At 69.5% G+C, this 22,132-nt stretch carries 22 protein-coding genes and 4 tRNA genes; 22 read left to right on the forward strand and 4 right to left on the reverse strand.

The features are described from left to right. Positions 1 to 1,302: DUF5719 family protein (locus HMPREF0043_RS11560; protein WP_021602570.1), on the forward strand; the 1,302-nt coding region annotated here is incomplete at its 5' end. A gap of 19 nt (positions 1,303 to 1,321) precedes the next feature. On the opposite strand, the gene HMPREF0043_RS08245 is transcribed toward HMPREF0043_RS11560, so the two are convergent. Beyond that, positions 1,322 to 1,756, reverse strand: coding sequence for a metallopeptidase family protein (locus HMPREF0043_RS08245; protein WP_021602571.1), 435 nt, complete (start codon positions 1,754 to 1,756; stop codon positions 1,322 to 1,324). Between the two features lie 62 nt (positions 1,757 to 1,818). Between HMPREF0043_RS08245 and HMPREF0043_RS08250 the strand changes: the two genes are divergently transcribed. The 8 genes from HMPREF0043_RS08250 (at position 1,819) to HMPREF0043_RS08285 (ending at position 10,112) form a co-directional block, all read left to right on the forward strand. Then, complete coding sequence (locus HMPREF0043_RS08250) at positions 1,819 to 2,223, forward strand: DUF3499 domain-containing protein (RefSeq protein ID WP_040318198.1); 405 nt, start codon at positions 1,819 to 1,821, stop codon at positions 2,221 to 2,223. Continuing rightward, on the forward strand, positions 2,220 to 2,414 hold the full coding sequence (locus tag HMPREF0043_RS08255; protein WP_021602573.1) for a Trm112 family protein: 195 nt from the start codon (positions 2,220 to 2,222) through the stop codon (positions 2,412 to 2,414). Before HMPREF0043_RS08250 ends, HMPREF0043_RS08255 begins: the two co-directional genes overlap by 4 nt. A 93-nt stretch (positions 2,415 to 2,507) precedes the next feature. After that, the gene (gene mtrA, locus HMPREF0043_RS08260) at positions 2,508 to 3,194 is read left to right on the forward strand and encodes an MtrAB system response regulator MtrA (protein ID WP_021602574.1); all 687 of its coding nucleotides are present in this window, start codon (positions 2,508 to 2,510) and stop codon (positions 3,192 to 3,194) included. Between the two features lie 44 nt (positions 3,195 to 3,238). Then, entirely contained in the window at positions 3,239 to 5,011 is a 1,773-nt protein-coding gene (mtrB, locus tag HMPREF0043_RS08265; RefSeq protein WP_051317503.1) for an MtrAB system histidine kinase MtrB, read from the forward strand. Further along, positions 5,008 to 6,696, forward strand: coding sequence for an LpqB family beta-propeller domain-containing protein (locus HMPREF0043_RS08270; protein WP_021602576.1), 1,689 nt, complete (start codon positions 5,008 to 5,010; stop codon positions 6,694 to 6,696). Before mtrB ends, HMPREF0043_RS08270 begins: the two co-directional genes overlap by 4 nt. A gap of 179 nt (positions 6,697 to 6,875) precedes the next feature. Then, complete coding sequence (locus HMPREF0043_RS10330) at positions 6,876 to 7,769, forward strand: ComF family protein (protein WP_021602577.1); 894 nt, start codon at positions 6,876 to 6,878, stop codon at positions 7,767 to 7,769. Positions 7,770 to 7,846: 77 nt separating this feature from the next. Beyond that, positions 7,847 to 8,485: a ribosome hibernation-promoting factor, HPF/YfiA family gene (hpf, locus tag HMPREF0043_RS08280; protein ID WP_021602578.1), complete on the forward strand. Its 639-nt coding sequence runs from the start codon at positions 7,847 to 7,849 to the stop codon at positions 8,483 to 8,485. Between the two features lie 244 nt (positions 8,486 to 8,729). Then, complete coding sequence (locus tag HMPREF0043_RS08285) at positions 8,730 to 10,112, forward strand: FAD-dependent oxidoreductase (protein WP_021602580.1); 1,383 nt, start codon at positions 8,730 to 8,732, stop codon at positions 10,110 to 10,112. A 30-nt stretch (positions 10,113 to 10,142) separates the two neighbouring features. On the opposite strand, the gene HMPREF0043_RS08290 is transcribed toward HMPREF0043_RS08285, so the two are convergent. Further along, the gene (locus HMPREF0043_RS08290; RefSeq protein WP_021602581.1) at positions 10,143 to 10,637 is read right to left on the reverse strand and encodes a YajQ family cyclic di-GMP-binding protein; all 495 of its coding nucleotides are present in this window, start codon (positions 10,635 to 10,637) and stop codon (positions 10,143 to 10,145) included. A gap of 274 nt (positions 10,638 to 10,911) precedes the next feature. On the opposite strand from HMPREF0043_RS08290, the gene HMPREF0043_RS08295 reads away from it, so the two are divergent. From HMPREF0043_RS08295 to HMPREF0043_RS08315, 5 genes are all read left to right on the forward strand, one after another. Further along, positions 10,912 to 10,992, forward strand: a tRNA-Tyr gene (locus HMPREF0043_RS08295). 95 nt (positions 10,993 to 11,087) lie between these two features. Next, positions 11,088 to 11,163 (forward strand) — tRNA-Thr (locus HMPREF0043_RS08300). Between the two features lie 24 nt (positions 11,164 to 11,187). Then, a tRNA-Met gene (locus HMPREF0043_RS08305) sits at positions 11,188 to 11,261 on the forward strand. Positions 11,262 to 11,311: 50 nt separating this feature from the next. Further along, positions 11,312 to 11,482, forward strand: a complete 171-nt coding sequence (rpmG, locus tag HMPREF0043_RS08310; RefSeq protein ID WP_021602582.1) for a 50S ribosomal protein L33 — start codon at positions 11,312 to 11,314, stop codon at positions 11,480 to 11,482. A 176-nt stretch (positions 11,483 to 11,658) separates the two neighbouring features. Next, positions 11,659 to 12,825 (forward strand): UDP-N-acetylmuramate dehydrogenase, encoded by a 1,167-nt coding sequence (locus HMPREF0043_RS08315; protein WP_040318199.1) that lies wholly within the window; start codon positions 11,659 to 11,661, stop codon positions 12,823 to 12,825. A 96-nt stretch (positions 12,826 to 12,921) separates the two neighbouring features. Here the strand turns inward: HMPREF0043_RS08315 and HMPREF0043_RS08320 are convergent, their stop codons facing one another. After that, the gene (locus tag HMPREF0043_RS08320; RefSeq protein ID WP_040318200.1) at positions 12,922 to 13,941 is read right to left on the reverse strand and encodes an adenosine deaminase; all 1,020 of its coding nucleotides are present in this window, start codon (positions 13,939 to 13,941) and stop codon (positions 12,922 to 12,924) included. A 120-nt stretch (positions 13,942 to 14,061) separates the two neighbouring features. Between HMPREF0043_RS08320 and HMPREF0043_RS08325 the strand changes: the two genes are divergently transcribed. The 3 genes from HMPREF0043_RS08325 to HMPREF0043_RS08335 all read left to right on the forward strand — a co-directional run bounded on the left by HMPREF0043_RS08325 (position 14,062) and on the right by HMPREF0043_RS08335 (position 17,367). Continuing rightward, complete coding sequence (locus HMPREF0043_RS08325) at positions 14,062 to 15,435, forward strand: sensor histidine kinase (RefSeq protein WP_021602585.1); 1,374 nt, start codon at positions 14,062 to 14,064, stop codon at positions 15,433 to 15,435. After that, the gene (locus HMPREF0043_RS08330; protein ID WP_021602586.1) at positions 15,423 to 16,067 is read left to right on the forward strand and encodes a LuxR C-terminal-related transcriptional regulator; all 645 of its coding nucleotides are present in this window, start codon (positions 15,423 to 15,425) and stop codon (positions 16,065 to 16,067) included. Before HMPREF0043_RS08325 ends, HMPREF0043_RS08330 begins: the two co-directional genes overlap by 13 nt. A gap of 154 nt (positions 16,068 to 16,221) precedes the next feature. Continuing rightward, on the forward strand, positions 16,222 to 17,367 hold the full coding sequence (locus tag HMPREF0043_RS08335; protein ID WP_332248439.1) for a phosphotransferase family protein: 1,146 nt from the start codon (positions 16,222 to 16,224) through the stop codon (positions 17,365 to 17,367). A 148-nt stretch (positions 17,368 to 17,515) separates the two neighbouring features. Here the strand turns inward: HMPREF0043_RS08335 and HMPREF0043_RS08340 are convergent, their stop codons facing one another. Then, the gene (locus HMPREF0043_RS08340; RefSeq protein ID WP_021602588.1) at positions 17,516 to 18,727 is read right to left on the reverse strand and encodes a pyridoxal phosphate-dependent aminotransferase; all 1,212 of its coding nucleotides are present in this window, start codon (positions 18,725 to 18,727) and stop codon (positions 17,516 to 17,518) included. A gap of 247 nt (positions 18,728 to 18,974) precedes the next feature. Here HMPREF0043_RS08340 and HMPREF0043_RS08345 point away from each other — a divergent pair. The 5 genes from HMPREF0043_RS08345 to rplA all read left to right on the forward strand — a co-directional run bounded on the left by HMPREF0043_RS08345 (position 18,975) and on the right by rplA (position 21,774). After that, positions 18,975 to 19,047 (forward strand) — tRNA-Trp (locus tag HMPREF0043_RS08345). 70 nt (positions 19,048 to 19,117) lie between these two features. Next, positions 19,118 to 19,357 carry a preprotein translocase subunit SecE gene (secE, locus tag HMPREF0043_RS08350; RefSeq protein WP_021602589.1) on the forward strand — a complete coding sequence of 80 codons (240 nt, stop codon included), beginning with the start codon at positions 19,118 to 19,120 and terminating at the stop codon, positions 19,355 to 19,357. Between the two features lie 66 nt (positions 19,358 to 19,423). Beyond that, positions 19,424 to 20,287, forward strand: a complete 864-nt coding sequence (nusG, locus tag HMPREF0043_RS08355; protein WP_021602590.1) for a transcription termination/antitermination protein NusG — start codon at positions 19,424 to 19,426, stop codon at positions 20,285 to 20,287. Positions 20,288 to 20,548: 261 nt separating this feature from the next. Beyond that, on the forward strand, positions 20,549 to 20,983 hold the full coding sequence (gene rplK / locus HMPREF0043_RS08360; protein WP_021602592.1) for a 50S ribosomal protein L11: 435 nt from the start codon (positions 20,549 to 20,551) through the stop codon (positions 20,981 to 20,983). Positions 20,984 to 21,057: 74 nt separating this feature from the next. Next, positions 21,058 to 21,774: a 50S ribosomal protein L1 gene (gene rplA / locus HMPREF0043_RS08365; protein WP_021602593.1), complete on the forward strand. Its 717-nt coding sequence runs from the start codon at positions 21,058 to 21,060 to the stop codon at positions 21,772 to 21,774. Positions 21,775 to 22,132 lie beyond the last annotated feature (358 nt).

Here is a 22,132-nt window from a genome sequence, read left to right on the forward strand (position 1 = left end):
CCCGCCGTCGCCGCGCCCCCCGCGCCCTTGACGCTGGCCTGCGGCGGCGAGCTCCAGCGGACCGTCGACGTGGGCGTCAACGTCTCGAACGTGAACGAGTCGATCTCCGAGCGCACGTGGGTCGTGGCGGCCGCGGCCTCCGGGACCGCGCCCAAGGTCGAGATCGCGGGCAAAGGGGAGGTCCCCCGAGTCGGCGACATCGGCTTCTACTCCTCCGGCCAGGGCCTGGCCGGAGTCGTCAGATCGGAGACGGTCACATCCGGGTCCCTCGAATTGGCCGGAGCGACCGTCCACACCGCCTCGGCCGGCGACTTGCGCGGAGTGGCCGCCAACCCCTGCCGCAGGGCCCGCTCCGACCAGTGGATCGTCGGATCGCGCTCCCAGGTGGGCGTGTCCAACCAGCTCATCCTGACCAACCCCGGATCGAACCCCGTCACCGTCAAAGTGGAGGCCCTCACCGCCGCCGGGAAGGCGGAGTTGGGCGGCACCGGGACGGTCGTCGTCGACTCCGGCCAGTCCAAGAGGGTCTCGATCGACGGAGCCCTCCGGGACCAGCCCCGCTTCGCCCTCCACGTGACGACCGAGTCGGGGAGCGTGGCGGTCAGCCTCCAGCAGACGAGCCTCGACGGATACACCCCGGCCGGGGTCTCCTTCGTCACGTCGAGCGTCGCCGCGCGCAACGTCACGGTGCCCGGAGTGCGCATCGACGGCGGCGGCAGCGCCGCCCTGCGCATCGCCAACCCGAACGCTTCGCCCGCGACGGTGAGCGTCACCGCCCTCACCGACAAGGGGGCGAGCACCCTCCCCGGCGGAGGCAAGGTGACGGTGGAGGCCCGCTCGGTCCTCGACCTCTCGCTCGCCGGGCTGCCCGCGGGCAACGTCTCCTTCCGCATCGCCGGCTCGGCGGACATCGTGGCGGGCGCCGAGTTCACCGTGAAGGACGGCGGCCAGGCCGACAACGCGTGGGCGGCCGCGGGGTCCGCCCGCACCGCGGGGTCGGCGGTGTTCGGCCCGACGTCGGCCACGCTCGTCGCCGTGTCCAAGGCGGGCCTGCCCGGATCCGTCACCGCCACGCCCATCGACGCGAACGGGAAGGACATGCCCGCGGTCAAGGCGGACGTCAACGGCCAGGCCAGCCTGCCCATGCCCGAGGGGGCGGTCGCCGTGCGCTACACGTCCACCTCGCCGATGTACGCGGGCATCGCCTCCACCGCGCAGGTGGAGGGAGGCAAGGGCGTCGACTGGGTTCCGCTCGGCTCCTCCGACGTCGAGGAGACGTCCAAGCACGTCGCCGTCGGCTAGCGGGGGAGGCCGCCCGGCCCTACTGCAGGTAGTCGATGTCCTCAGGCCCGACCCCCAGGGCGCTGGCGAGCTGCTGGGTGACGACGTCGTGGATGAACCACTGGGGCGTGTCCGTGCGGTTCGCCGCCATGAGGATCGGCAGCCTGTAGAAGACGATGCGGCCGGCGATCCTGCCGGGGCGGTCGATCGGCAGGAAGCGGGCGAGCGGAACCCCCGCCTCCCAGGGCGCCGGCTCCGAATCGGGGACGTCGAGCACGCCGTAGTCCAGGTGGGCCATGCGCTCGCCGAGGCGGCGCTTGAACTCGGCCAGGTCGGTGGCCAGCAGGTCGTCGAAGACGTCCGCCCGCGTCCTCCACGCGGGCACCGTGAAGGGGACGACCGGGCCGCGCAGGCCCCGCCCGTGGCGGTCGCGGCGCCGGGCGTTGGTGCGCAGGGGGATGAGCGAACGCGACATGCCTCCAGCCTACTCGGAGAGGCGCGGGGGCTCGCGAGGCGAGCGGTGGTAGCGTTAAGGCCGTGAGTCACGTTCGGCAATGCTCCCGTCAGTCGTGCCGCGAACCGGCTGTTGCGACCATGACCTACGGGTACGAGGATGCCACCGCGGTGATAGGGCCGCTTTCGCCCACGGCCGCCCCGGGGGCCTTCGACCTGTGCGCGAAGCACGTGCAGAGCGTGACCGTGCCGCGCGGCTGGCAGATGGTTCGCCTCCAAACGGATTTCGAGCCGGCGCCCCCCTCCACCGACGATCTCATGGCGCTCGCGGACGCCATCCGCGAGGCGTCCAAACGCGAGCCTCCCGCGCCCGAGCCGGCCCGCCGCGAAGTGCGCCGCCCGGCGGACATCGCCGCCGACCCCGCTCCGCGCGTGCGCTTGAGCCTCGTGCCCGAACCCCAGGACGAAGCCCGGGAGGGGAACGGATGAGCCTCGACCTTCCGGAGTGGGCGCGCCGAGCCCTGCGCTGCCCGGCGACGGGCGCCCCCCTCGAGAGCGCGGAGGGCTCGCACGGCCAGGAGCTCGTGGCGCGCACACAGACCGCGCCCCGCCTGGCCTACCCGGTTCGCGACGGGGTCCCGGTGCTCCTCGTCTCCGAGGCGCGCGAGATCCGCGAGTGAGGCCCGCCGGCTCCGCCTCCGGGTTGGAATGCATCGCCTCCGAGCCTGACAGCCCGCCCGGTCGCAGCCGCCCGGACGTGACATTATAGGATCATGAGCACACGCATTCTGGTAGTGGACGACGATCCGGGCATTTCCGAGATGGTGTCGATCCTCCTCGAATCCGAGGGGTACGACGTGGGCGTCTGCGCGACGGGCACCGCCGCTCTCCCGGCGTTCCGATCGCAGCGTCCCGATCTCATCCTCCTCGACGTCATGCTGCCCGGGCTCGACGGCGTGTCCGTATGCGAGCAGATCCGGGAGGAATCCGACGACGTCCCCATCATCATGATGAGCGCGCGCACCGATTCGGTGGACGTCATCGCCGGGCTCGAGGCGGGGGCCGACGACTACGTGACCAAGCCGTTCGAGAACACGGTGCTGCTCGCGCGGGTCAAGGCGCGGCTGCGCAGGCAAGAGCCCGAGGTGGAGGTTCTGCGGGTCGCCGACATCGCCATCGACCTCAAGGCCCACCAGGCCACCCGCGACGGCAAGCCCCTCCACCTGACCCCCTTGGAGTTCGAGCTGCTCAGCGTGCTCGCGCGCAAGCCCTCCCAGGTCTTCTCCCGCGAGGAGCTCCTCGACCAGGTGTGGGGATACCGCCAGTCGTCGCACGACCCCCGCGTCGTCAACGTCCATATCCAGAGGCTGCGCGCCAAGGTCGAGATCGACCCGGACAGCCCCGAGGTCATCCTCACCGTCCGCGGCGTCGGCTACAGGGCTGGGGCTGTCCAGGAGTGAGCTCGTGGGAGGCCCGGACGTTCCGGCCGAGGGGGCGCAGGAGCTTGGCCGACCGTCTGCGGGAGAGGTACGCCTCGGTCCGCGCCTGGATCAGGATGTCCCTGACCGTGAGGGTCGTCGCGCTCATCGTGCTCGTGGGCATCGTCTTCATCGGCCTCGTGGGGGCGTTCATCCTCTCGCAGGTCCGCACCCAGCTCTTCGACAGGGCCGTCACCTCCGGCGTCGACCAGTTCAGCTCGACGCGTCTGAAAACCCAGAGGACCATCAACTCCCTCGCCTCTCCCACCGCCGGGCAGCTCCAGCAGCTGGCCAACGAGCTCGTGCTCTCGCAGTACGACCCCGTCCAGTCGATCATGGGCGGGGCGCTCCTGCGCTCCCGCGCGCACACATCCGCGTCGTCGTTCAGCATCGCCGAGCCCTCCACGCAGTCGTCCACCCGGATCCGCACGCTCATATCCGCGGAGATGCGCGATTCGGTGCGCGGCTCGTCCGCCGTGCACTGGCAGTCCGTGGCCCTGTCGAACGAGAAGGGCAGGACGGTCCCGGGGATCGTCGTCGGCGGGGAGCTCAACCTTCCCGGCGCGGGGACCTACGAGTTCTACGTCGCCTACTCCCTGGAGAGCGAGATGTACGCCATCCAGCTGATGACGAACGTGCTGACGGTCGGAGCGATCGTGCTCCTGCTCTTCATCGCGATCGCCACGGGGTTCGTCGTGCGCATGGTGCTCCAGCCGGTCAGGGAGGCCTCGAAGAACGCCCGTCTGCTCTCCGAAGGCGGCTTCGACGCCCGGATGGCGATCAAGGGCGAGGACGAACTCGCCCAGCTGGCCAGGTCCTTCAACCAGATGGCCTCCTCGCTGTCCGACCAGTTCGAGCAGCTCGACCGCATGTCGAAGGTCCAGCAGGAATTCGTCTCGGCGGTCTCCCACGAGCTGCGCTCGCCCGTGACGACGATACGCATGGCCGGGGAGCTGATCTACGACAAGCGCGGCGACCTGCCGCCGGCCCTGCGTCGCAGCACCGAACTCCAGCACGACCAGCTCATCAACCTGGACATGATGCTCTCGGACCTGCTCGAGATCTCCCGGTTCGACGCCGGCGCCATGAGCCTGGCCACCGAACCGGCGGATCTTCTCGACATCGCGCGGCAGGTGGTCGCCTCGCAGCAGCCCCTCGCCGAGGCCAACGAGGTGGAAGTCGTCATCGAGAGCCGGGGTGAGACCACCGCGAAGGTCGAGCCCCGGCGCATCGAGCGGATCATCAGGAACCTCGTGGTCAACGCCCTCGAGCACGCCGAGGCCAGGCCGGTGCGCATCCTGGTCGTCGGCGGGGAGACGGCCGTGGCCGTGGAGGTGTCCGACCGGGGGATAGGACTGACCGAGGAACAGGCGGCCCACGTCTTCGATCGCTTCTGGAGGGCCGACACCGCGCGCGTCCGCAAATCGGGGGGAACGGGCCTGGGGCTGACGATCGCCCGCGAGGACGCCCTCCTGCACGGCGGGCGCCTGCAATGCGTCGGCCGGGAGGGCGTGGGGGCGACTTTCCTTTTGACCATTCCCCGGGACGCCGGCGAGACGTGGACGAGCCCGATCCAGCTGAGAGTCGCGGCAGCCGTCGAGGAATGGGGCGGCGAACCGGAGGGCGACGGCGGCCGGGGCGAACCGGACGCGCGCAGCGACGGGGAGGGGCCGGGTGGCCGAGGCGCGACCGCAGGCCCCGGCGAATCGCGGGGCGAAAGCCGCGCGCCGGATCCCCCGGCATCCGCTAGTGTCGAGGGGGAGGACGACGTCGAGACGCCGAAGGGGAGCGCATCGTGAAGCCGAATCGCCTGTGGGCCGTGTGCCTGGCCGCCCTGGTCGTCCTGGCCGGCTGCGTGGGCCTGCCCAGGTCCGGCCGCGTCAACTCGGTCTCGCCGTCGAAGACCAGCTCCGGCGCCATCGGCTTCGCCGTCCAGCCTCCCGCGAGGAACGCCACGCCGCAGCAGATCGTCGAGGGCTTCCTGCTGGCGAGCAGGGCCGGGCTCGACGACGACTTCGCCGTGGCGCGCCAATACCTCTACGGCGACGCCGCCGCCAACTGGAAGCCCCTCGCCCGGGTGAGGGTCTACCCGGATTCGCAGGACGTCTCCACCACCGTCACCGAGTCCGGCGCCGTGCGCGCGAGCGTCGCCTCCAGGGGGACCCTCTCCTCGCACGGCACCTACACGGAGACGGCCAACAGCGCGGTGCTGACCACCGAGTTCTCGCTGGCGAAGAACGCGGACGGCCAATGGCGGATCGTCTCCCTCGACGACGGCGTCTTCCTCTCGGAGAACGCCTTCAGCCAGCAGTTCATAGAGACGCCCCTGTACTTCCTCGCCCCCGATTCGAACGCCCTCGTCGCCGACCTGCGCTACTATCCCCGGCGGACCTTCGCCACGAGCGCCATGAACGGCCTTCTGGCCGGGCCCTCCGAATGGCTGGCCAGCGGCGTGCACACCGCGGTCCCCACCGGCACGAAGCTCCTGAAGTCGGTGGACGTGGTCGACGGCGAGGCCACCGTCGACCTGTCGAGCGTCGTGCTCGCGGCCTCCGCGAAGGAACGGGCCGCCCTACTCGAGCAGATCACCCGGACCCTCAAGGCCTCCAGCAGCGTCAGGAGCGTGGTCCTCAAGGTCGAAGGCGCCGACCTGAACGTCGGATCGATACAGAGCCTGCCGACCTACCCCTACGGTTCGTACCCCGTATCCGTCATATCGGGCGGTCTGCCGGCCAACGTGTCCGACAACCGGATCACCCCGCTCATGGGGGACGCGGGTTTGAAGGCTCACGGCCTGAGCAACCTGGCCATCAGCTATCAGGCGTCGCGAGGGCGGCTGGCCGCGCTGGGACGGGGCGGGACCGAGCTGATAGGCATGGATTCGGGCTCCGGCTCCTGGCAGGTCCTCCACTCCGGGAAGAGTCTCGTGCAGCCCTCCTATGACAGATACGGGTGGGTGTGGAGCGCCGAACGCGACAACGCGGGGAAGATCCTCGTCTTCAAGCCCGGGGAGAACGCCAGCGCGCACCTGGACGTCTCCTGGCTGAACGGGGCGAAGATCCGCGACGTCTCGGTCTCGCGCGACGGCTCGCGCATGGTGGTGGTCTGCGAGATCGGCGGGGAGGTGACCATCCGGGTGGCGGCGATCGCCAGAGACGGCGCGGGGCGTCCGACGCAGATCGGAGACTCCATCATCATCGGCCAGCATCTGTCCGACGTCACCGCGGCGGAGTGGATAGGCCCCAGCACCGTCGCGGTTCTGGGGAAGACGGCCCTGGGGGGAGAGCGCGCCATGTTCTCGGTGAAGATCTCGGGGCCGACCGAGCGACTGGCGGCGCCCTACGAGGGGACGGTGTCCATCACCGCCGGACACGACGAGGACTCGATCGTCGCTCTGACGGACAAGAAGACCGCCTACGCGCGTGACGGAGGAGCCTGGCGCGCCATCGTCAGCGACGTGACCTCGGTGGCCTATCCGGGCTGACGCCCGGCCCGTCGGGCGAGGGGCCGGCTCCGGAACGCTCCGGTTGCGCGTATATGCGACCTGGACCCGGCGGAACCCTCCGATGCCCGCCCCTCCTCGTCGAGAGGCGTACTCCCCGCGGACCGGTCCACAGTGGACGGCGGAGCCGCAGCGGTCCGCGCGGGCGGCAGACTGGCGGCGTGAACGCTGCGACGGTGCTCGGCAACCTCGTCTTCCCCACGTGGTGCGCGGGCTGTGGAAGATGGGACGACGTCCTATGCGACCCCTGCCTGAGGGAGCTGTTCTCCCTCCCGTGGCGCAACGCGGCCCCGAAGGCGCCGTATCTCACCGCGGTGCGGACCGTCGCGCAGGGCCTGGCCCGTCCCGGGGACGCGGAGCCGGTCGTCGCGGTGTGGAGCCTCGGCGCCTACGAGGGGCGCAGGCGGGCGGCGATCCTGACCTGGAAGAACACGGTCGACGAACGCCTCACGCGCGTCGTCCGCGAAGCCGTCCGCCTGCGGGTGCGCATGGCGTGCCAGGCCCTCCCCGCCTCCGGGTGCGCAGAGAGCCGCACGGCCGCCGGCGCCTGGGACGAACGCGATTGCGCGCTGTGGCACGAGGGCCTGGGGGAGCGCGGCCCCGTGGCGGTCGTTCCGGCTCCGTCGCGGTGGAGGCGGCGCCACGACGGCCGGTTCGTCGCTGGCCATCTCGCGACGGCGGTGGCCCGCGGATTCGCGGATGCGGGCGTGCCCGCCGCCGTTCGCGACGTCCTGCGCTACCGGCGCGTCCGCGGGTCCTCCTCTCTCAGGGGGCGCGAGGCGAAGTCCCGGCGGATCAGGGCCGTCGCGTCCGTGCGGGAGGGGGCCTGCGTCCTTGTCGACGACGTGGTCACCACGGGCGCCACGCTCGCGGCGTGCGTCCGCTGCCTTGAAGCCGCCGGCGCGTCGGTCCTCGGCGCCTATGCCCTCGCGGCGGCCGAGGATCCCCGCAAACTCGGCGCCACTCGTGTGACATCCATCTCGCCCGGCGGAGGACCATGCCTTACAATGGAAGACAAGGATGCCACGTGTCTCTCGGGAACGGCGCGGCACTGAACGCAAGGAGGTGATCTTCTCTGGGTTTGCGTGAGATGCAGCGTCTTTAACCCTGAACACACCTCAAGGAGGGCATTGTGGAAATCATCGTCAAGGGTCGGAACGCCGAGGTTTCAGACCGTTTCCGCAAACACGTCGGAGACAAACTCCGCAAGATCGAACAGTTCGCACCGCGGGCGCAGCGCGTCGACGTAGAAGTCACGCACGAGCCCAACCCTTCGCAGGCCGAGACGTCGGAGCGCATCGAGATCACCGTCGTCGACAAGGGGCCGGTCATCCGCGCTGAGGCTGCGGCGTCCGACCGGTACGGCGCGCTCGATCTGGCTCTTGCCAAACTCTTCGAACGTCTCAGACGCGCGCGCGATCGCCGTAAGGACCACCGGCGCTCCGAGCCCGTGCGCCAGCCGCTCAACCTGACGCCCGAAGACGTCAACGTGCCGGTTGAGAAGGCGGCGAAGGCCCTCTCCGACGAACCGAAGATCCCGACGTCGCCCGGCCAGGAGGTGGAGAACCAGTTGGGCGACTCACCCGTCGTGGTCCGCCAGAAGCTCTACGAGGCCGTTCCCATGTCCGTGGATCAGGCCCTCTACGAGATGGAGCTCGTGGGGCATCCCTTCTATCTCTTCATCGACGAGGAGACCGGCCAGCCCTGCGCCGTCTACCACCGGCACGGATGGACCTACGGGGTCATCAGACTCGACGTGACCACACGCTGACTGCGCGGCGGCGCGGGGGCGGCGGAGAGACCCGGACTCCGCCGCTCCCGCGTGCCCGATGCCGTCCCGACGCCGGCCTGCGCGCCGTCCCGGCCCCGCCCGCTCCCGGCCGGATTCCGCGCTCCTGAAGGCGCGCTCCCCATCCCTTCGGCCCGCCGCGTGGCGAGTGCCACGCTTGAATCTGCCGGTTGTGCGCGCGGGATAGGATAACCGTCGGCATGTCGGTTCGATAGAAGGGACACACGTGACAGACCGCCATTACAACGTCGCGGTTATCGGCGCCGGGCCAGCTGGAATCTACGCGTCGGACATCCTCTCCAAGTCCGACCTCGACGTCTCGATCGACCTCTTCGAGCGGCTTCCCGCCCCCTACGGGCTGGTCCGCTACGGCGTCGCCCCCGACCATCCGCGGATCAAGGCGATCATCAAGGCGCTGTTCAACGTGCTCCAGCGCGGCGACATCCGGTTCCTCGGCAACATCGACATCGGCCGGGACGTGACGGTGGCCGAGCTGCGCGAATACTACGACGCGGTCGTCGTGGCCACCGGCGCGAACGCGGACGCCCCCCTCGACATCCCCGGCGTCGGCCTTCCCGGCTGCTACGGCGCGGCCGACTTCGTCTCCTGGTACGACGGACACCCCGACTACCCCCGCACCTGGCCGCTTGAGGCCAGCCAGGTGGCGGTGCTCGGCGTCGGCAACGTCGCCCTGGACGTCTCCCGGATCCTGGCCAAACATCCTGAGGACCTGCACCCCACCGAGATCCCGGAGAACGTCGAGGAGGGGCTGAAGGCCTCGCCGGTCACGGACGTGCACGTCTTCGGGCGCCGCGGCCCGGCGCAGGTCAAGTTCACGCCGATGGAGCTTCGCGAGCTCGGGCAGGTCAGGGACGTCGACGTCGTCGTCTACCCCGAGGACTTCGAGTACGACGACGGCTCCCGCCGCGCCATCGAAGAGTCGAAGATGACCAAGCAGGTGGTCGACCAACTGACCAACTGGGTGTTCCAGGAGCCCGAGGAGCTGACGGCCAGCCGGCGCATCCACATCCATCTGCTCCAGCAGCCCGTCGAGATCCTCGGCGACGAGCGGGTGGAGGGCATCCGCATGGAGCGCACGGCCTTGCAGGGCGACGGCTCGGTCAAGGGGACCGGGGAGTACGTCGACTACCCCGTCCAAGCCGTCTACCGTGCGGTCGGTTACGCCTCGAGTCCGCTCGACGGCGTCCCCTTCGACGACGTCCGCAAGGTCGTGCCCAACGCGGGCGGCCGCGTCACGCGCGACGGCGAGACGATCGACGGCCTGTACGCGACCGGGTGGATCAAGCGCGGCCCCGTCGGACTCATCGGATCGACCAAGTCGGACGCGCAGGAGACCGTCGCGAATCTCGTGGAGGACGCCCGGGCCGGGCGCCTGCGGCCCACCGGCGACGGAACCGGCTCGGGCGGCCTCGTCCGCCTGCTCGACGGGCGCGGCGTGCGGTACACGACTTGGCACGGGTGGGAGCTCCTGGAAGCCTTCGAGAAGGAGCTCGGCCGGGCCGACGGCCGCGAACGCATCAAGGTCGTCGAACGCGAGACGATGACGGCCGTCTCCCGCGGGGAACCTCACGACGGGAAGCTGTACTGAGCCGCGGGCGCCGGGCTGCCGGCGGCCGATTCACCGGTAGTTCTGGAACTGGAGGGCGCAGTCCACGTCGGCGCCCTTGAGCAGGGCGATCGTCTCCTGGAGTGCGTCGCGGGACTTCGATGTCACCCGCAGGCTCTCGCCCTGGATCTGGACCTTGACGCCCTTGGGCCCCTCCTCGCGCACGAGTTTGGAGAGCCTCTTCGCGTTGTCCTGGCTCAGCCCCTTCCGCAGCGTCCCGACGAGGCGGTACTCCTTGCCGGACTGCTTGGGCTCGCCGTCGCCGACGTCGAGCGACTTCAGGGATACTCCGCGGCGGACGAGCTTCGTCTGCAGGACGTCGTAGACGGCCAGGACGCGCTCGGGGGCGTTCGCCGCCATCGTGATGGTCTCGCCCGCGAGGACGACCGAAGCGCCGACTCCCTTGAAGTCGTACCGCTGGGAGATCTCCTTGGCCGTCTGATTGACGGCGTTGTCCACCTCCTGGCGGTCGTACTCGGAGACGACGTCGAAGGACGAATCTGCCATGTTCCCTTTCCCTTCTCTCGGCGTGCGGCGGCCTTCGCGACTGCACTGTTCCGCCTGCCTTCCGGCGGTCTCCGGCGTGCCGGCGGCGACCGCGGCACGCGGAGGGCGTCCGCGGTCCGGCCTGCCCGAGTCGTCTCCACGGGGCGCGGCCGAGCCGATCGCCTGAGACGCGGCGAACGGCCGCCACCACTGCATTCTACGGAGATTTGACAGGCACGGGGAGACCCCTGGTAATCTCATCGCGCGGCGTTCCGGGCGGCCCGAGACGTAGCACGGCGGGTTTCCCGAGCGGCCAAAGGGATCTGACTGTAAATCAGACGCGTAAGCTTCGGGGGTTCGAATCCCTCACCCGCCACGCGCATCATCGCGCAATGCGTGATTGGCTTCACCAGCGAGGCTGCGATCCTGCATGGATGGCAGCCCCCCTTCGTTGATAGGCTGATCTGCGCTGCCCCGATAGCTCAGTCGGCAGAGCGTCTCCATGGTAAGGAGAAGGTCAAGGGTTCGATTCCCTTTCGGGGCTCCATCGCCGAGGACGTCGGCGAGATGAGGCGGGGTAGCTCAGACGGTCAGAGCGCACGACTCATAATCGTGAGGTCGCGGGTTCAATCCCCGCCCCCGCTACGGTGCGGAACGGCGAGCCGTTCCGCGAACGACCAAGAGGAGCTGGAAAAGTGGCAAGCAAGTCGCAGGATGTGCGCCCCAAGATCACCCTCGCCTGCGAGGAGTGCAAGGAGCGCAACTACATCACCAAGAAGAACCGGCGCAATACGCCCGACCGCCTCGAGCTGAGCAAGTTCTGCCCGAGGTGCAACAGGTCGACGGCGCACCGGGAGACCCGCTGAGCCCACCGTCCGCTCCGGACTCGGTCCCGGAAGCCGATTCGACGCCTCGATCACCGTTCGCGAAAGCCCGAGGAAGACACTCGCCTTCCCCGGGCTTTCGTCGCCTCGTCCCGACACCGCGCCCTGTCGCCCCGCTGCCCGCGCCCGCCGCCGGACGGTGCTGGTAGGCTCGCGACGTGAGCAGCAACATCCCCGAACGACCCGCCCCCTCCCTCCCCTCGGCTCCCGTGCCCGCCGACCGGCGCAGCCCCGGAGCCGGCGCATTCGCCGAGCTCACGACGATCGGCGCGGGAGGCGGATTCCGGGAGCTCGTCGAGGCGTCCAGCGAGGAGGAGATCGTCGAAGCCGTCCGCGCCGCCGACGCAGAGGGCCGCCCCCTCATGATGCTCGGCGGGGGGTCGAACGTTCTCGCCTCCGACGACTACTTCGACGGAGTCGTCGTCAGGGACGCCCGGCAGGACGTCGTCCTCGTTCAAGAGGGGGGCTGCGAGGGCGCGAACCTCAGGGTGACGGCCGGAACGCCCTGGGACGCTTTCGTCGTCCACACGATCGAACGCGAATGGATGGGCCTGGAGGCCCTCTCCGGCATCCCCGGCACGGTCGGCGCGGCGCCGGTCCAGAACATCGGCGCCTACGGGCGGGACGTGGCCGGAAGCATCGCGCGCGTGCACGTCTACGACCGGCTGGCCGGGCGCCCGGACGATCTGCCGGCGGAGGCCCTCGGCTTCGGGTACCGGACGAGCCTGATCAAGCGGTCGCTGCTCGACTGGGGGCCCAGCCCGCGCTACATCGTCCTGTCCGTCGACTTCCAGCTCCGCCTGGCGTCCCTGTCCGCCCCCGTCCAGTACGGCCAGCTGGCGCGTCTCCTCGGCGTTCAGCCGGGAGGGCGGGTCCCGTCGGCGGACCTGCGCGAGGCCGTTCTGGAGCTGCGCCGCTCCAAGGGGATGGTCCTCGACGACGCCGACCGCGACACGTACTCCTGCGGCAGCTTCTTCACCAATCCCGTCCTCACCGAGGAACAGGCGGCCCGGCTGCCCGAAGGCGCGCCGCGCTTCGGCGTCGCGGACGGGTCGCGCGCCGCTCTCGGCGCGGCGGCCCCTGCGGCCCGGGGACAGGTCAAGACATCGGCCGCCTGGCTCATCGACCGGGCGGGCTTCCCCGCGGGGTACGGCATGCCCGGCCCCGCGGCCCTGTCGACCAAGCACTGCCTGGCCGTGACCAACCGCGGCGGCGCCAGCGCCGCGCAGCTGCGCGCCCTCGCGCGCACGGTCCGCGACGGTGTCTGCGAGGCCTTCGACGTGACCTTGGAGGCCGAGCCCGTCGTCATCGGAGAGCCGTTGTAGGGGCGGCGGGGCCCGGCCGTGAAAGCCGCGGAAGGCAGCGTCGGGCGTCGGCCCGGTCCCGTCGGGCGTGCGCGTCCCGGCATGGTGCTCCGCCGCTCAGTCCTCCGCGGCGAGCCAGGCGTCGATTTCGGCGAGCCACGTCCGCTTCGACGCCTCACAGGCGAAGCTGGCCCGGACGGAGCCTGCCGCCAGGCCGGCCAGTTCGGCGTCGGTGAAGCCCTGGGCGCGCAGCGCCTCGTACTGGTCTGTCAGGCGGGAGAGGAACAGGAGCGGGTCGTCGGCGCCGAGGGCGACCGTCGCCCCCGCGTCCACGAGGTCGCGCACGGGAACGCGGTGGGAATCGGGGTAGACCCCGAGCGACACGTTGGACGCCGGGCAGACCTCCAGGGCTATGCCCGCGTCGACGATCCTGCCCAGGAGATCGGAGTCCTCGCTGCTGCGCACGCCGTGGCCGATCCGCGTCGGAGCCAGGTGGTCGATGACCTCGCGCACGTGCTCGGGCCCCAAGAGCTCGCCGCCGTGGGGGACGGCGGGCAGCCCGGCTTTGCGGGCGATGCGGAAGGCCGACGCCCACTGCGAGGTCGTTCCCCGGCGTTCGTCGTTCGACAGCCCGAAGCCGACGACGTCGCCCGGCCCGTCCCCGGCGTGGCGGGCCGCCAGGCGCGCCAGCGTGCGCGCCTCGAGAGGGTGGCGGATGCGGGAGGCGGCGACGATGACGGCGATCTCGACTCCGGTCGCGGCGTTGGCCGCCTTCGCCTCGTCGAGGACGATCTCGAGCGCAGGGGTGATCCCTCCGAGGAAGGGCGCGTAGGACGTCGGGTCGATCTGGATCTCCAGGCGCCGCGAGCTCTCCGCGGCGTCGTCCTCGGCGGCCTCGCGGACGATCGTGCGCATGCTCTCCTCGCTGCGCACGACCTTGCGGGCGGCGTCGTAGGCGCGTTGGAAGCGGAACCACCCGCGCTGATCCGACGGCACGTGGAGGGCGCGGTTGTCCGTCAGCCCTTCGGGCAGGCGCATCCCCTGCCGTTCTGCCAGACGTTCGAGGGTGGCCACGCGCATCGACCCCGTGAAATGCAGATGGAGGTGTGCCTTGGGGAGCAGGTTGAGATCGCGCACGGTTCGATTTTCCCACACGCCGCATCCGGGCGGCGCGACGCGAAAGTGTAGGGCTAGCCCTACTACGATTGGCCGGGACGCAGGATACTCAGCGCGGCGTCGGCGCGGGAGAGTGGAGGCATGAGCACAACGGACACGCATACGAAGGCGGAAGCGGCCGTCGCGTCCCAGGCCGCGATCCGCGGGGACAGGCGCGAATCCGTCTCCGCGCGCTTCAAGTGGACGACGGCCTGCGCGATCTACATGCTGCTCGCCTTCCCCCTCCACTTCGCATTCTTCATCATGGTCGTGATCTTCTGGGCCGTGGGCGTCCCGCTGACCATCCTGTGGGTGGGCTTCCCCCTCCTCTACGCAGCGGTCATGCTGGCGCGAACGCTGGCAGTCGTCCAGCGTCGCGTCAACCGGGCGTTCGCGGGGGATCGGACCCCGCGATCGGTTCTCTCGTTCTTCGACAGGGAGGAGGCCTACAACGGCTTCGCCTACCCCGCGCCCGAAGGCGTCGACCGGTTCCGCCGGCTCCTCTACCCGTTGCGCGATCTCCAGTCGTGGCTCGACATCACGTGGGTCGTCACCTCATTCCCCATCACCGTCTTCAACTGGTGCGTGACCTTCACATGGACGGTCACCGTTCCGCTCGCCTTGAGCGCGCCGATCTCCATTCCGATCCTGGAGAGCCTGCCCGGCGCCTGGTACAACGGCATCGGCGGCCTACTCCGCATCCCGCATCCGATGGTCTTCGACATCGTCCTGTTCTTCCTCGGCGGCCTGGTCATGCTGGTCGCCGCGCCGTCCGTCCTCCAGGGGCTGGCCAGGCTCCAGTTCGTCTACGCCGACCTGCTGCTGTCGCGTCGGGCGCGGAACCGGGCGGACATCGAGCGACTGACCCAGTCGCGGGCCGCCGCACGGAAGGCGGAGAGCGCCGCGCTGCGGAAGCTGGAGCGGGACCTGCACGACGGTCCGCAGCAGCGGCTCGTGCGGTTGAACATGGACCTGGCCCGCGCCAAGCGCCAGGCCGGAAGCGATCCGGTCAAGACACAGGCGATCCTGGAGGAGGCGATGGTCCAGACGCAGGACACCCTGGCCGAGCTTCGCCAGCTGTCCCGGGGCATCGCCCCGCCGGTCCTCGTCGATCGCGGCCTGGCGGCGGCGGTCGCGGAGGTCGCGGCCCGCTCCGCGGTTCCCGTGACGGTCCACGCGGACGTCCCCGAGATTCCCGATCACGTCGCGTCGGCCGCCTATTACGTCGTGGCGGAGGCGCTCGTCAACGTCAACAAGCACGCCGGGGCCGGATCGGCCGACGTCGTCGTCGGGGTGCGCGACGGCTATCTGCGCGTCACCGTCGTCGACGACGGTGAGGGCGGAGCCGACCGGTCCAAGGGCCACGGCCTGGCCGGCCTGGAGGAGCGCCTGAAGTCGGTGGACGGCGCCTTGGCGATCGCCTCTCCCCAGGGCGGCCCGACCGTCGTCAAGGCGGTGATCCCTTGCGCGTCCTGATCGCCGACGATTCGGTGCTGTTGCGCGAGGGCCTGGCCTTGATCCTCGCCGACGGCGGGCACGAGGTGGTCGGCGGCGTCGGCACCGGCGACGAGCTCGTCTCGCGCTGCCTGAGCCTGCGCCCCGATCTGACCATCAGCGACATCAGGATGCCGCCGTCGCACACCGACGAGGGACTGCGCGCCTGCGTCCGCATCCGCGAGACGTGGGCGCAGGCCCCGATCCTGCTGCTCAGCCAGTACATCGTGCTGAGCTATGCGACGGAGCTGCTCTCCTCGGGCTCGGGGTCCATCGGCTACCTTCTCAAGGACCGGGTCAGCGACCTCGACTCGTTCTTCGATGCGGTCGAGAGGGTCGGCGGCGGAGGAATGGTCCTGGACCCCGAGGTGGTCGCCCAGCTCATGGGCCGCGGGCGCCGAGACGACCCCGTCGCCGCCCTGACGCCCCGGGAGCGCGAGGTGCTGGAGCTCATGGCGGAGGGGCACACGAATGCGGGCATCGCGCGCCGGCTCGTCGTCTCCGAGGGGGCCGTGGAGAAGCACAACCAGAGGATTTTCGCCAAACTCGGCCTCCACGCCAACGGCGACGTCCATCGCAGGGTGTCGGCGGTGCTGACCCTCCTCGGCGCGTGATGGGAAGCCGTGCTCGGGCCGGTTCCTGACACTGCGGCCTTCGGTGCGGTAGAACTGACGTATGAGCATCCCAGGGCAAGACCGAGAGCGAGCGGATCTTGCGCTTCTCACCGGCACTGGCGCCGGTGAACTCCTGCGAAGTGCTCTCATGGAGATGGGGCAGTTGGCAGTCATCCGCGGGTGGAAGGTCCACTCGATACATCACCGTCCGGGAGCGGGCGTGACCGTCGGCTACGCGCTGACGGTCGACCGCATCCTCGACGACGGCGAGCACGTCCGGGGGGAGGAGTACATGTGCGCGTCGACCGCGCACATCTCGCATCCCAACACGCCCGGGCTCGTCCGTCTGACCTCCCGGGGGGCGACCGCCTGGGTGTGGCGCTATCCCGGCGACCCCGAGCTGCCGGCCCTGCACATCGCCTGCTCGCCCCGCGAGATGAGCGCGCTCCTGGGAACGCCCGTGTCGGTGGAGCTCATGAGCTACCGTCCGACCCGTCGTGCGGTCGTGCGGGTGCGGGGGGCCAACGGGGTGAGCTACGGAAAGGTCGCCCGCCCTCCGCAGGTCGACTCCCTCGCCAAGCGCCACACGATGCTCACGCGGGCGGGGGTTTCCTCGCCCGGCGTCCTCCTGCACGATTCACGGGGGCTTCTCGTCATCGAGAGCGCCGTGGGCATACCGCTGTCCAACGCCATCTCCCATGGCCTGAAGAACCGGGCGTCGGCCCTCCTCTTCTCCCTGACGGAGCTGCTCGACTCGCTTCCCATGGAGGCCGTCGGCTTGACGCACCGGCCCGCGTGGGCGGACCGATGCGAGCACTACGCCCACGCGGCCGCGACGGCCCTGCCCGACGAGCGCCCGCGATGCGAGACGATATCCCGGGGCATCCGCGACATCCTAGCCCGTTCGGACTCCGGCCCCATCCAGCCCGTCCACGGTGACTTCTACGAGGCGAACATCTTCGTCTCCCCCGACGCCTCGCATGTGACCGGCGTCATCGACGTCGACTCCCTCGGGCCCGGCCACCGCGTCGACGACTGGGCGTGCCTGCTGGGGCACATGAGCGTCCTGCCGCATCTGGCGCCCCAGTCCTATCCACATGTGGAGGCCGACCTCCCGGTGTGGAGGGACATGTGCGAGCGCATGGTCGACCCCGCGGCGCTGTGCGTGCGCACCGCCGGCGTCGTCCTCTCACTCATCGCCGGAGCCAAGCGGGTCGACGGCCGCGAGTGGCATCACGACGCCCTCGGCAGGCTGGCCACCGCGGAATCGTGGCTCGAACGGGCCTACGGGCACTTGTGAGGCCGGGGCCGGACGCCGTCGGGCCGGGATCCGGCGGTTCGCCCGTCGGGAGCCCGGCCCGCGCCGGCGATTCGGCGGTTCCGGCCCGCGTCCGGCGGCGCTGAGGCTGTCCGGCCAGGAGATCCTTATCCGGCCAAGAGAACCTGGATTATCCGGCGAGGAGATCCTGGATGCGCGAGACGCCCTCGACCAGGTCGTCGTCGGAGAGGGCGTAGGACAGTCGCAGGAAACCCGAGGGGCCGAACGCCTCGCCCGGGACCGCCGCCACTTCGGTTTCCTCGAGGATGATCGCCGCCAGTTCGGACGATGTGGCCGCCGTCCTGCCGCGGATGTCGCGCCCGAGGAGGCCTTCGACGTTCGGGTAGACGTAGAAGGCGCCCTTGGGCTCGGGGACGGCCATGCCCTCGACCTCCCGCAGCATCCGGACCATCGTGCGGCGGCGCCGGTCGAAGGCCTGGCGCATCTCCTCGACGACGCCCTGGTCTCCGGTCAGCGCGGCGATCGCCGCCCGCTGGGAGACGTTGGCGACGTTGGAGGTGGCGTGCGACTGCATGTTCGCGGCGGCCTTCACGGCGTCGGCCGGGCCGTGCATCCAGCCCACGCGCCAGCCGGTCATGGCGTAGGTCTTGGCCACGCCGTTGAGCGCGATCGCCTGGTTCGCCAGTTCCGGCACCTCGGCCAGAAGGTAGGCCATCGGCGTTCCGTCGTAGACGAGGTGCTCGTAGATCTCGTCGGTGACCACCCACAGGCCGTTCGCCGCCGCCCACTGGCCGATGGAGCGGATCTCCTCGGGGGAGTACACGGATCCCGTCGGGTTCGACGGCGAGCATAGCAGCAGGGCCTTCGTCGCCGGGGTCCGGGCCGCCTCCAGCTGGTCGACGGCGACCTTGTAGTCTTGCCCCGCTCCGGCGAACACCTTGACCGGAACGCCCCCGGCCAGGCGGATCGCCTCGGGGTAGGTCGTCCAGTAGGGGGTGGGGAGGAGGACTTCGTCGCCGTCGTCCACGATCGCCGCGAAGGCTTCGAAGACGGCCTGCTTGCCGCCGTTCGTCACGAGGATGTCGTCGGGGGAGACCGTCACCCCGCTGTCGGCCAGGGCGCGCGCCGCGATGGCCTCGCGGAGTTCGGGGAGGCCCTTGGCGGGGGTGTACTTGTGGTTCTTCGGATCGCGTGCGGCGGCCACCGCAGCCTCGACGATGAAGCCGGGCGTGGGGAAGTCGGGCTCGCCGGCGCCGAAGCCGATCACCGGGCGGCCGGCGGCCTTGAGCGCCTTCGCCTTCGCGTCGACGGCGAGCGTCGCGGATTCTTGGATCGCTGCGAGCCGAGCCGAGACTCGGCGAGCGGGGGAGATGTTGCTCATACCGGGATTTTCCCATGGCGAACGTCGCTGAGGTCTCCCATTCCGCTGTGGGAATGCTCAAGCCGGGTGCCGCAGAATGCGCCCCGCCCGGCGGCTTCCGGGGCGGATCGACGGAGCCGATTGTGTGACAAGCCCCTCCGCGCGGGTGACGGCGGCCTGGAATTCCGGGTATCCTCACAGGGGTTGCGGCCGGCTTTCTGGAATGTGCCCGTCGATTAGGGCATAATGTCTAGAGCTAAACAGCCGAAGGGTAGTGGCGCAATCGGTAGCGCATCGGTCTCCAAAACCGACGGTTGGGGGTTCGAGTCCCTCCTACCCTGCAAGGCGGCTCATCGGTGAATGGGCCGCCTTTAACAATTCGAACGACACTCTGACGGGTAAGGACGCGAGTTGACCAAGGCAGCTTCGAAGGCCGAGCGCAAGGATTCGGCTGAAAAACTCGGTTTCTTCGGGCGCATCGTGCGCTTCATACACGAGATCTTCGCCGAGCTCAAGAAGGTTCAGCGTCCCACGCGCGAGGAACTCGGGCAGATGTTCTCGACCGTCATCATTTTCGTCGCGGTCATCATGATCTTCGTCGGCGTCATCGATACTCTCTCCGCGCGCCTGGCCTTCTGGGTCTTCGCGTAGCCCGGGCGGGTCAGCGCGCATCGAGCACAGCGCGCATCGAGCACAACGTAGGAAAGCAGGGATATTGTGACTGACGAGATTTTCGGTTCCGCGGACGCCGCAGGCCAGGCTCCGGCCTTTCCGGGCGATTCCCGGTCCGCGGCCGAAGAGGACGCGGCGCCTCAGGCGGCGCCCGGTGCGCCGGAGTGGGCCGCCGGGGATGCCGGCGCCGAATCGGTTCCGCCCGAGCCGTCCCGCGAGTCCGGTGGGCCTCAGGCGGAGGGGCGGGCGGCCGCCGGCCCGAAGCCGAAGAGCGGGGACGCCCCTTCCGCCCCCGGCCAGTTGACCGAGGACGACGTCCGGGCCAAGCTCAAGGGTCTCGACGGCCGCTGGTACGTCCTGCACACCTACTCCGGCTACGAGAAGAGGGTCAAGCAGGACCTCGAGGTCCGCATGCACTCGATGAACATGGAGGACTACATCTTCCAGATCGAAGTGCCGATGGAGGAGGTCTTCGAGATCCGCCGCGGCCAGCGCAAGCTCGTCTCCCGCGTGCGCATGCCCGGGTACGTGCTCATCCGCATGGAGCTGACGGACGATTCCTGGCGAGTCGTGCAGTCGACCAACGGCGTGACGGGATTCGTCGGCAACGGCCGCACGCCCGTGGCCCTCTCGGAGGACGAAGTCGTCAGCATGCTCACCCCGGTCATCGAGGCCGAGGCGGCGGCCGAAGCCGTCGCGGCGGGACTGCCCACGGGCACGAAGCCCGCTACGGTCTCGCCGTTCGAGGTCGGCGACGCCGTGACCCTGACATCCGAGCCCTGGGCCGGGATGCCGGCCACCGTCTCGGAGATCGACGCCGCAAACCAGCGTCTGACGGTGCTCATGACGCTCGTCGGCCAGGAGACGCCGGTCGAGCTGTCCTTCGGCCAGGTGCGCAAGGACGACTGAGAGGTCGCCCCGCGCCTTCCCCGCCTTTTCCATGCAGTTCCTCTGGCGCGGTGCCCTTGGCGGGCGGACGGGGAGGATGCGCTGAAGGCCGTGCGCCCGGGTGCGGGTTCGCCGTTGAGGCCCGTCCAGCCGGGCGGCGGTTGGTCGCCTCGCCCAAGATCACGCCTCGCCGTCTTGAGCCGTGCGTCGAAGCCGCGTAGTGTTGGCGGTTGGTCGCCGCCTCTGCCATTGCGGCGATGATCAAGAAGAAAAGGACCCTACATGCCTCCCAAGAAGAAGGTCGCAGGTTACATCAAGCTCCAGATCCAGGCTGGCGCCGCCACGCCCGCCCCGCCGATCGGCCCCGCGCTGGGCCAGCACGGCGTCAACATCATGGAGTTCTGCAAGGCGTACAACGCCGCCACCGAATCGCAGCGCGGGAACATCGTGCCGGTCGAGATCACGGTGTACGAAGACCGTTCGTTCACCTTCGTCACGAAGACCCCTCCCGCCGCCGAGCTCATCAAGAAGGCTGCCGGGGTCTCCAAGGGATCGGCCACCCCGCACACGGACAAGGTCGGCCATCTGAGCGCCGACCAGCTCCGCGAGATAGCCAGGACCAAGGAGCCGGACCTGAACGCCAACGATATCGACAACGCCGCCCGCACTATCGCGGGCACCGCTCGCTCGATGGGAATCACCACCGACGAGATCTGAGCCCGCCGAAGAGGCGGGCAGTGGAAGGGCCGCGCGGGCCCGATGACCACAAACTGTTGTAAGGAGAACAGTCAATGGCAAAGCGCTCAAAGAATTACCGCAAGGCTGCCCAGAAGGTCGCCGACGGCGTCCACTACAGTCCTCTGGAGGCCATGCGTCTGGCGAAGGAGACCTCCACCGCCAAATTTGACGCCACGGTCGAGGTCATGTACCGCCTGGGCGTCGATCCCCGCAAGGCCGACCAGATGGTCCGCGGCACAGTCAACCTTCCGCACGGCACCGGCAAGACCGCCCGGGTCCTGGTCTTCGCCGTCGGCCCCCGCGCCCAGGAGGCCATCGACGCCGGTGCGGACGAAGTCGGCGGCGACGAGCTCATCGCGAAGGTCGCGGGCGGCTATACCGATTTCGACGCCGCCGTGGCCACTCCCGATCTCATGGGCAAAGTCGGCCGCCTCGGCCGCGTCCTCGGCCCCCGCGGCCTCATGCCCAACCCGAAGACGGGCACGGTGACGATGGACGTCGCCAAGGCCGTCTCCGACATCAAGGGCGGCCGCATCGAGTTCCGGGTGGACAAGAACGGGAACCTCGCCTTCGTCGTCGGCAAGGCGTCGTTCACGGCTGAGCAGCTCGTTGAAAACTACGCCGCCGCCCAGGAGGAGATCCTTCGTCTGAAGCCGTCGACGTCCAAGGGCCGCTATGTCCTCAAGGGCACTGTCGCGACAACCATGGGCCCGGGCATCCCGCTGGACACCACCAAGACTCGCAATCTCGTCTCTGAGAACGCCTCCTGACGATAGCTCCAGGCACGCGAGTGCATGGACGCTACGAACGTTCATTTCCGAATCTGAAGTCGAGGCATTCCCTGGATGCCTCCGACTCGTTTCCGATTGTCTGTGGGTCCGCCAATTTGGCGGGCCCACAGACATTATCTTTACACTCGTCGAGTCGGTTGGTAGGCAGGCGTCGAAGTGCGATCGGAGTGGAAAGGATCTACGACGCCCTCGGGCGATGTCTCGAGAGGATCTGGCTGCCCTTAAGGATCATGGGAGCGTTTAATATATTGGATTATATTTTATCAGTTATATTTCTAAGTTATATTTTGGTTTATTAGGTGTTTCACATTTTATATTTTTGAATTTACGATATTAA

The sequence above is a fragment of the Actinobaculum sp. oral taxon 183 str. F0552 genome, assembly GCF_000466165.1.
GTDB lineage: Bacteria > Actinomycetota > Actinomycetes > Actinomycetales > Actinomycetaceae > Peptidiphaga.

Bases quoted from the DNA above. Each gene is read 5' to 3' on its own strand.
- HMPREF0043_RS08245 (WP_021602571.1), bottom strand. From the start codon at position 1,756: ATGTCGCGTTCGCTCATCCCCCTGCGCACCAACGCCCGGCGCCGCGAC.
- HMPREF0043_RS08255 (WP_021602573.1), top strand. From the start codon at position 2,220: ATGAGCCTCGACCTTCCGGAGTGGGCGCGCCGAGCCCTGCGCTGCCCG.
- mtrA (WP_021602574.1), top strand. From the start codon at position 2,508: ATGAGCACACGCATTCTGGTAGTGGACGACGATCCGGGCATTTCCGAG.
- HMPREF0043_RS08290 (WP_021602581.1), bottom strand. From the start codon at position 10,637: ATGGCAGATTCGTCCTTCGACGTCGTCTCCGAGTACGACCGCCAGGAG.
- HMPREF0043_RS08325 (WP_021602585.1), top strand. From the start codon at position 14,062: ATGAGCACAACGGACACGCATACGAAGGCGGAAGCGGCCGTCGCGTCC.
- HMPREF0043_RS08335 (WP_332248439.1), top strand. From the start codon at position 16,222: ATGGGGCAGTTGGCAGTCATCCGCGGGTGGAAGGTCCACTCGATACAT.
- HMPREF0043_RS08340 (WP_021602588.1), bottom strand. From the start codon at position 18,727: ATGAGCAACATCTCCCCCGCTCGCCGAGTCTCGGCTCGGCTCGCAGCG.
- rplK (WP_021602592.1), top strand. From the start codon at position 20,549: ATGCCTCCCAAGAAGAAGGTCGCAGGTTACATCAAGCTCCAGATCCAG.
- rplA (WP_021602593.1), top strand. From the start codon at position 21,058: ATGGCAAAGCGCTCAAAGAATTACCGCAAGGCTGCCCAGAAGGTCGCC.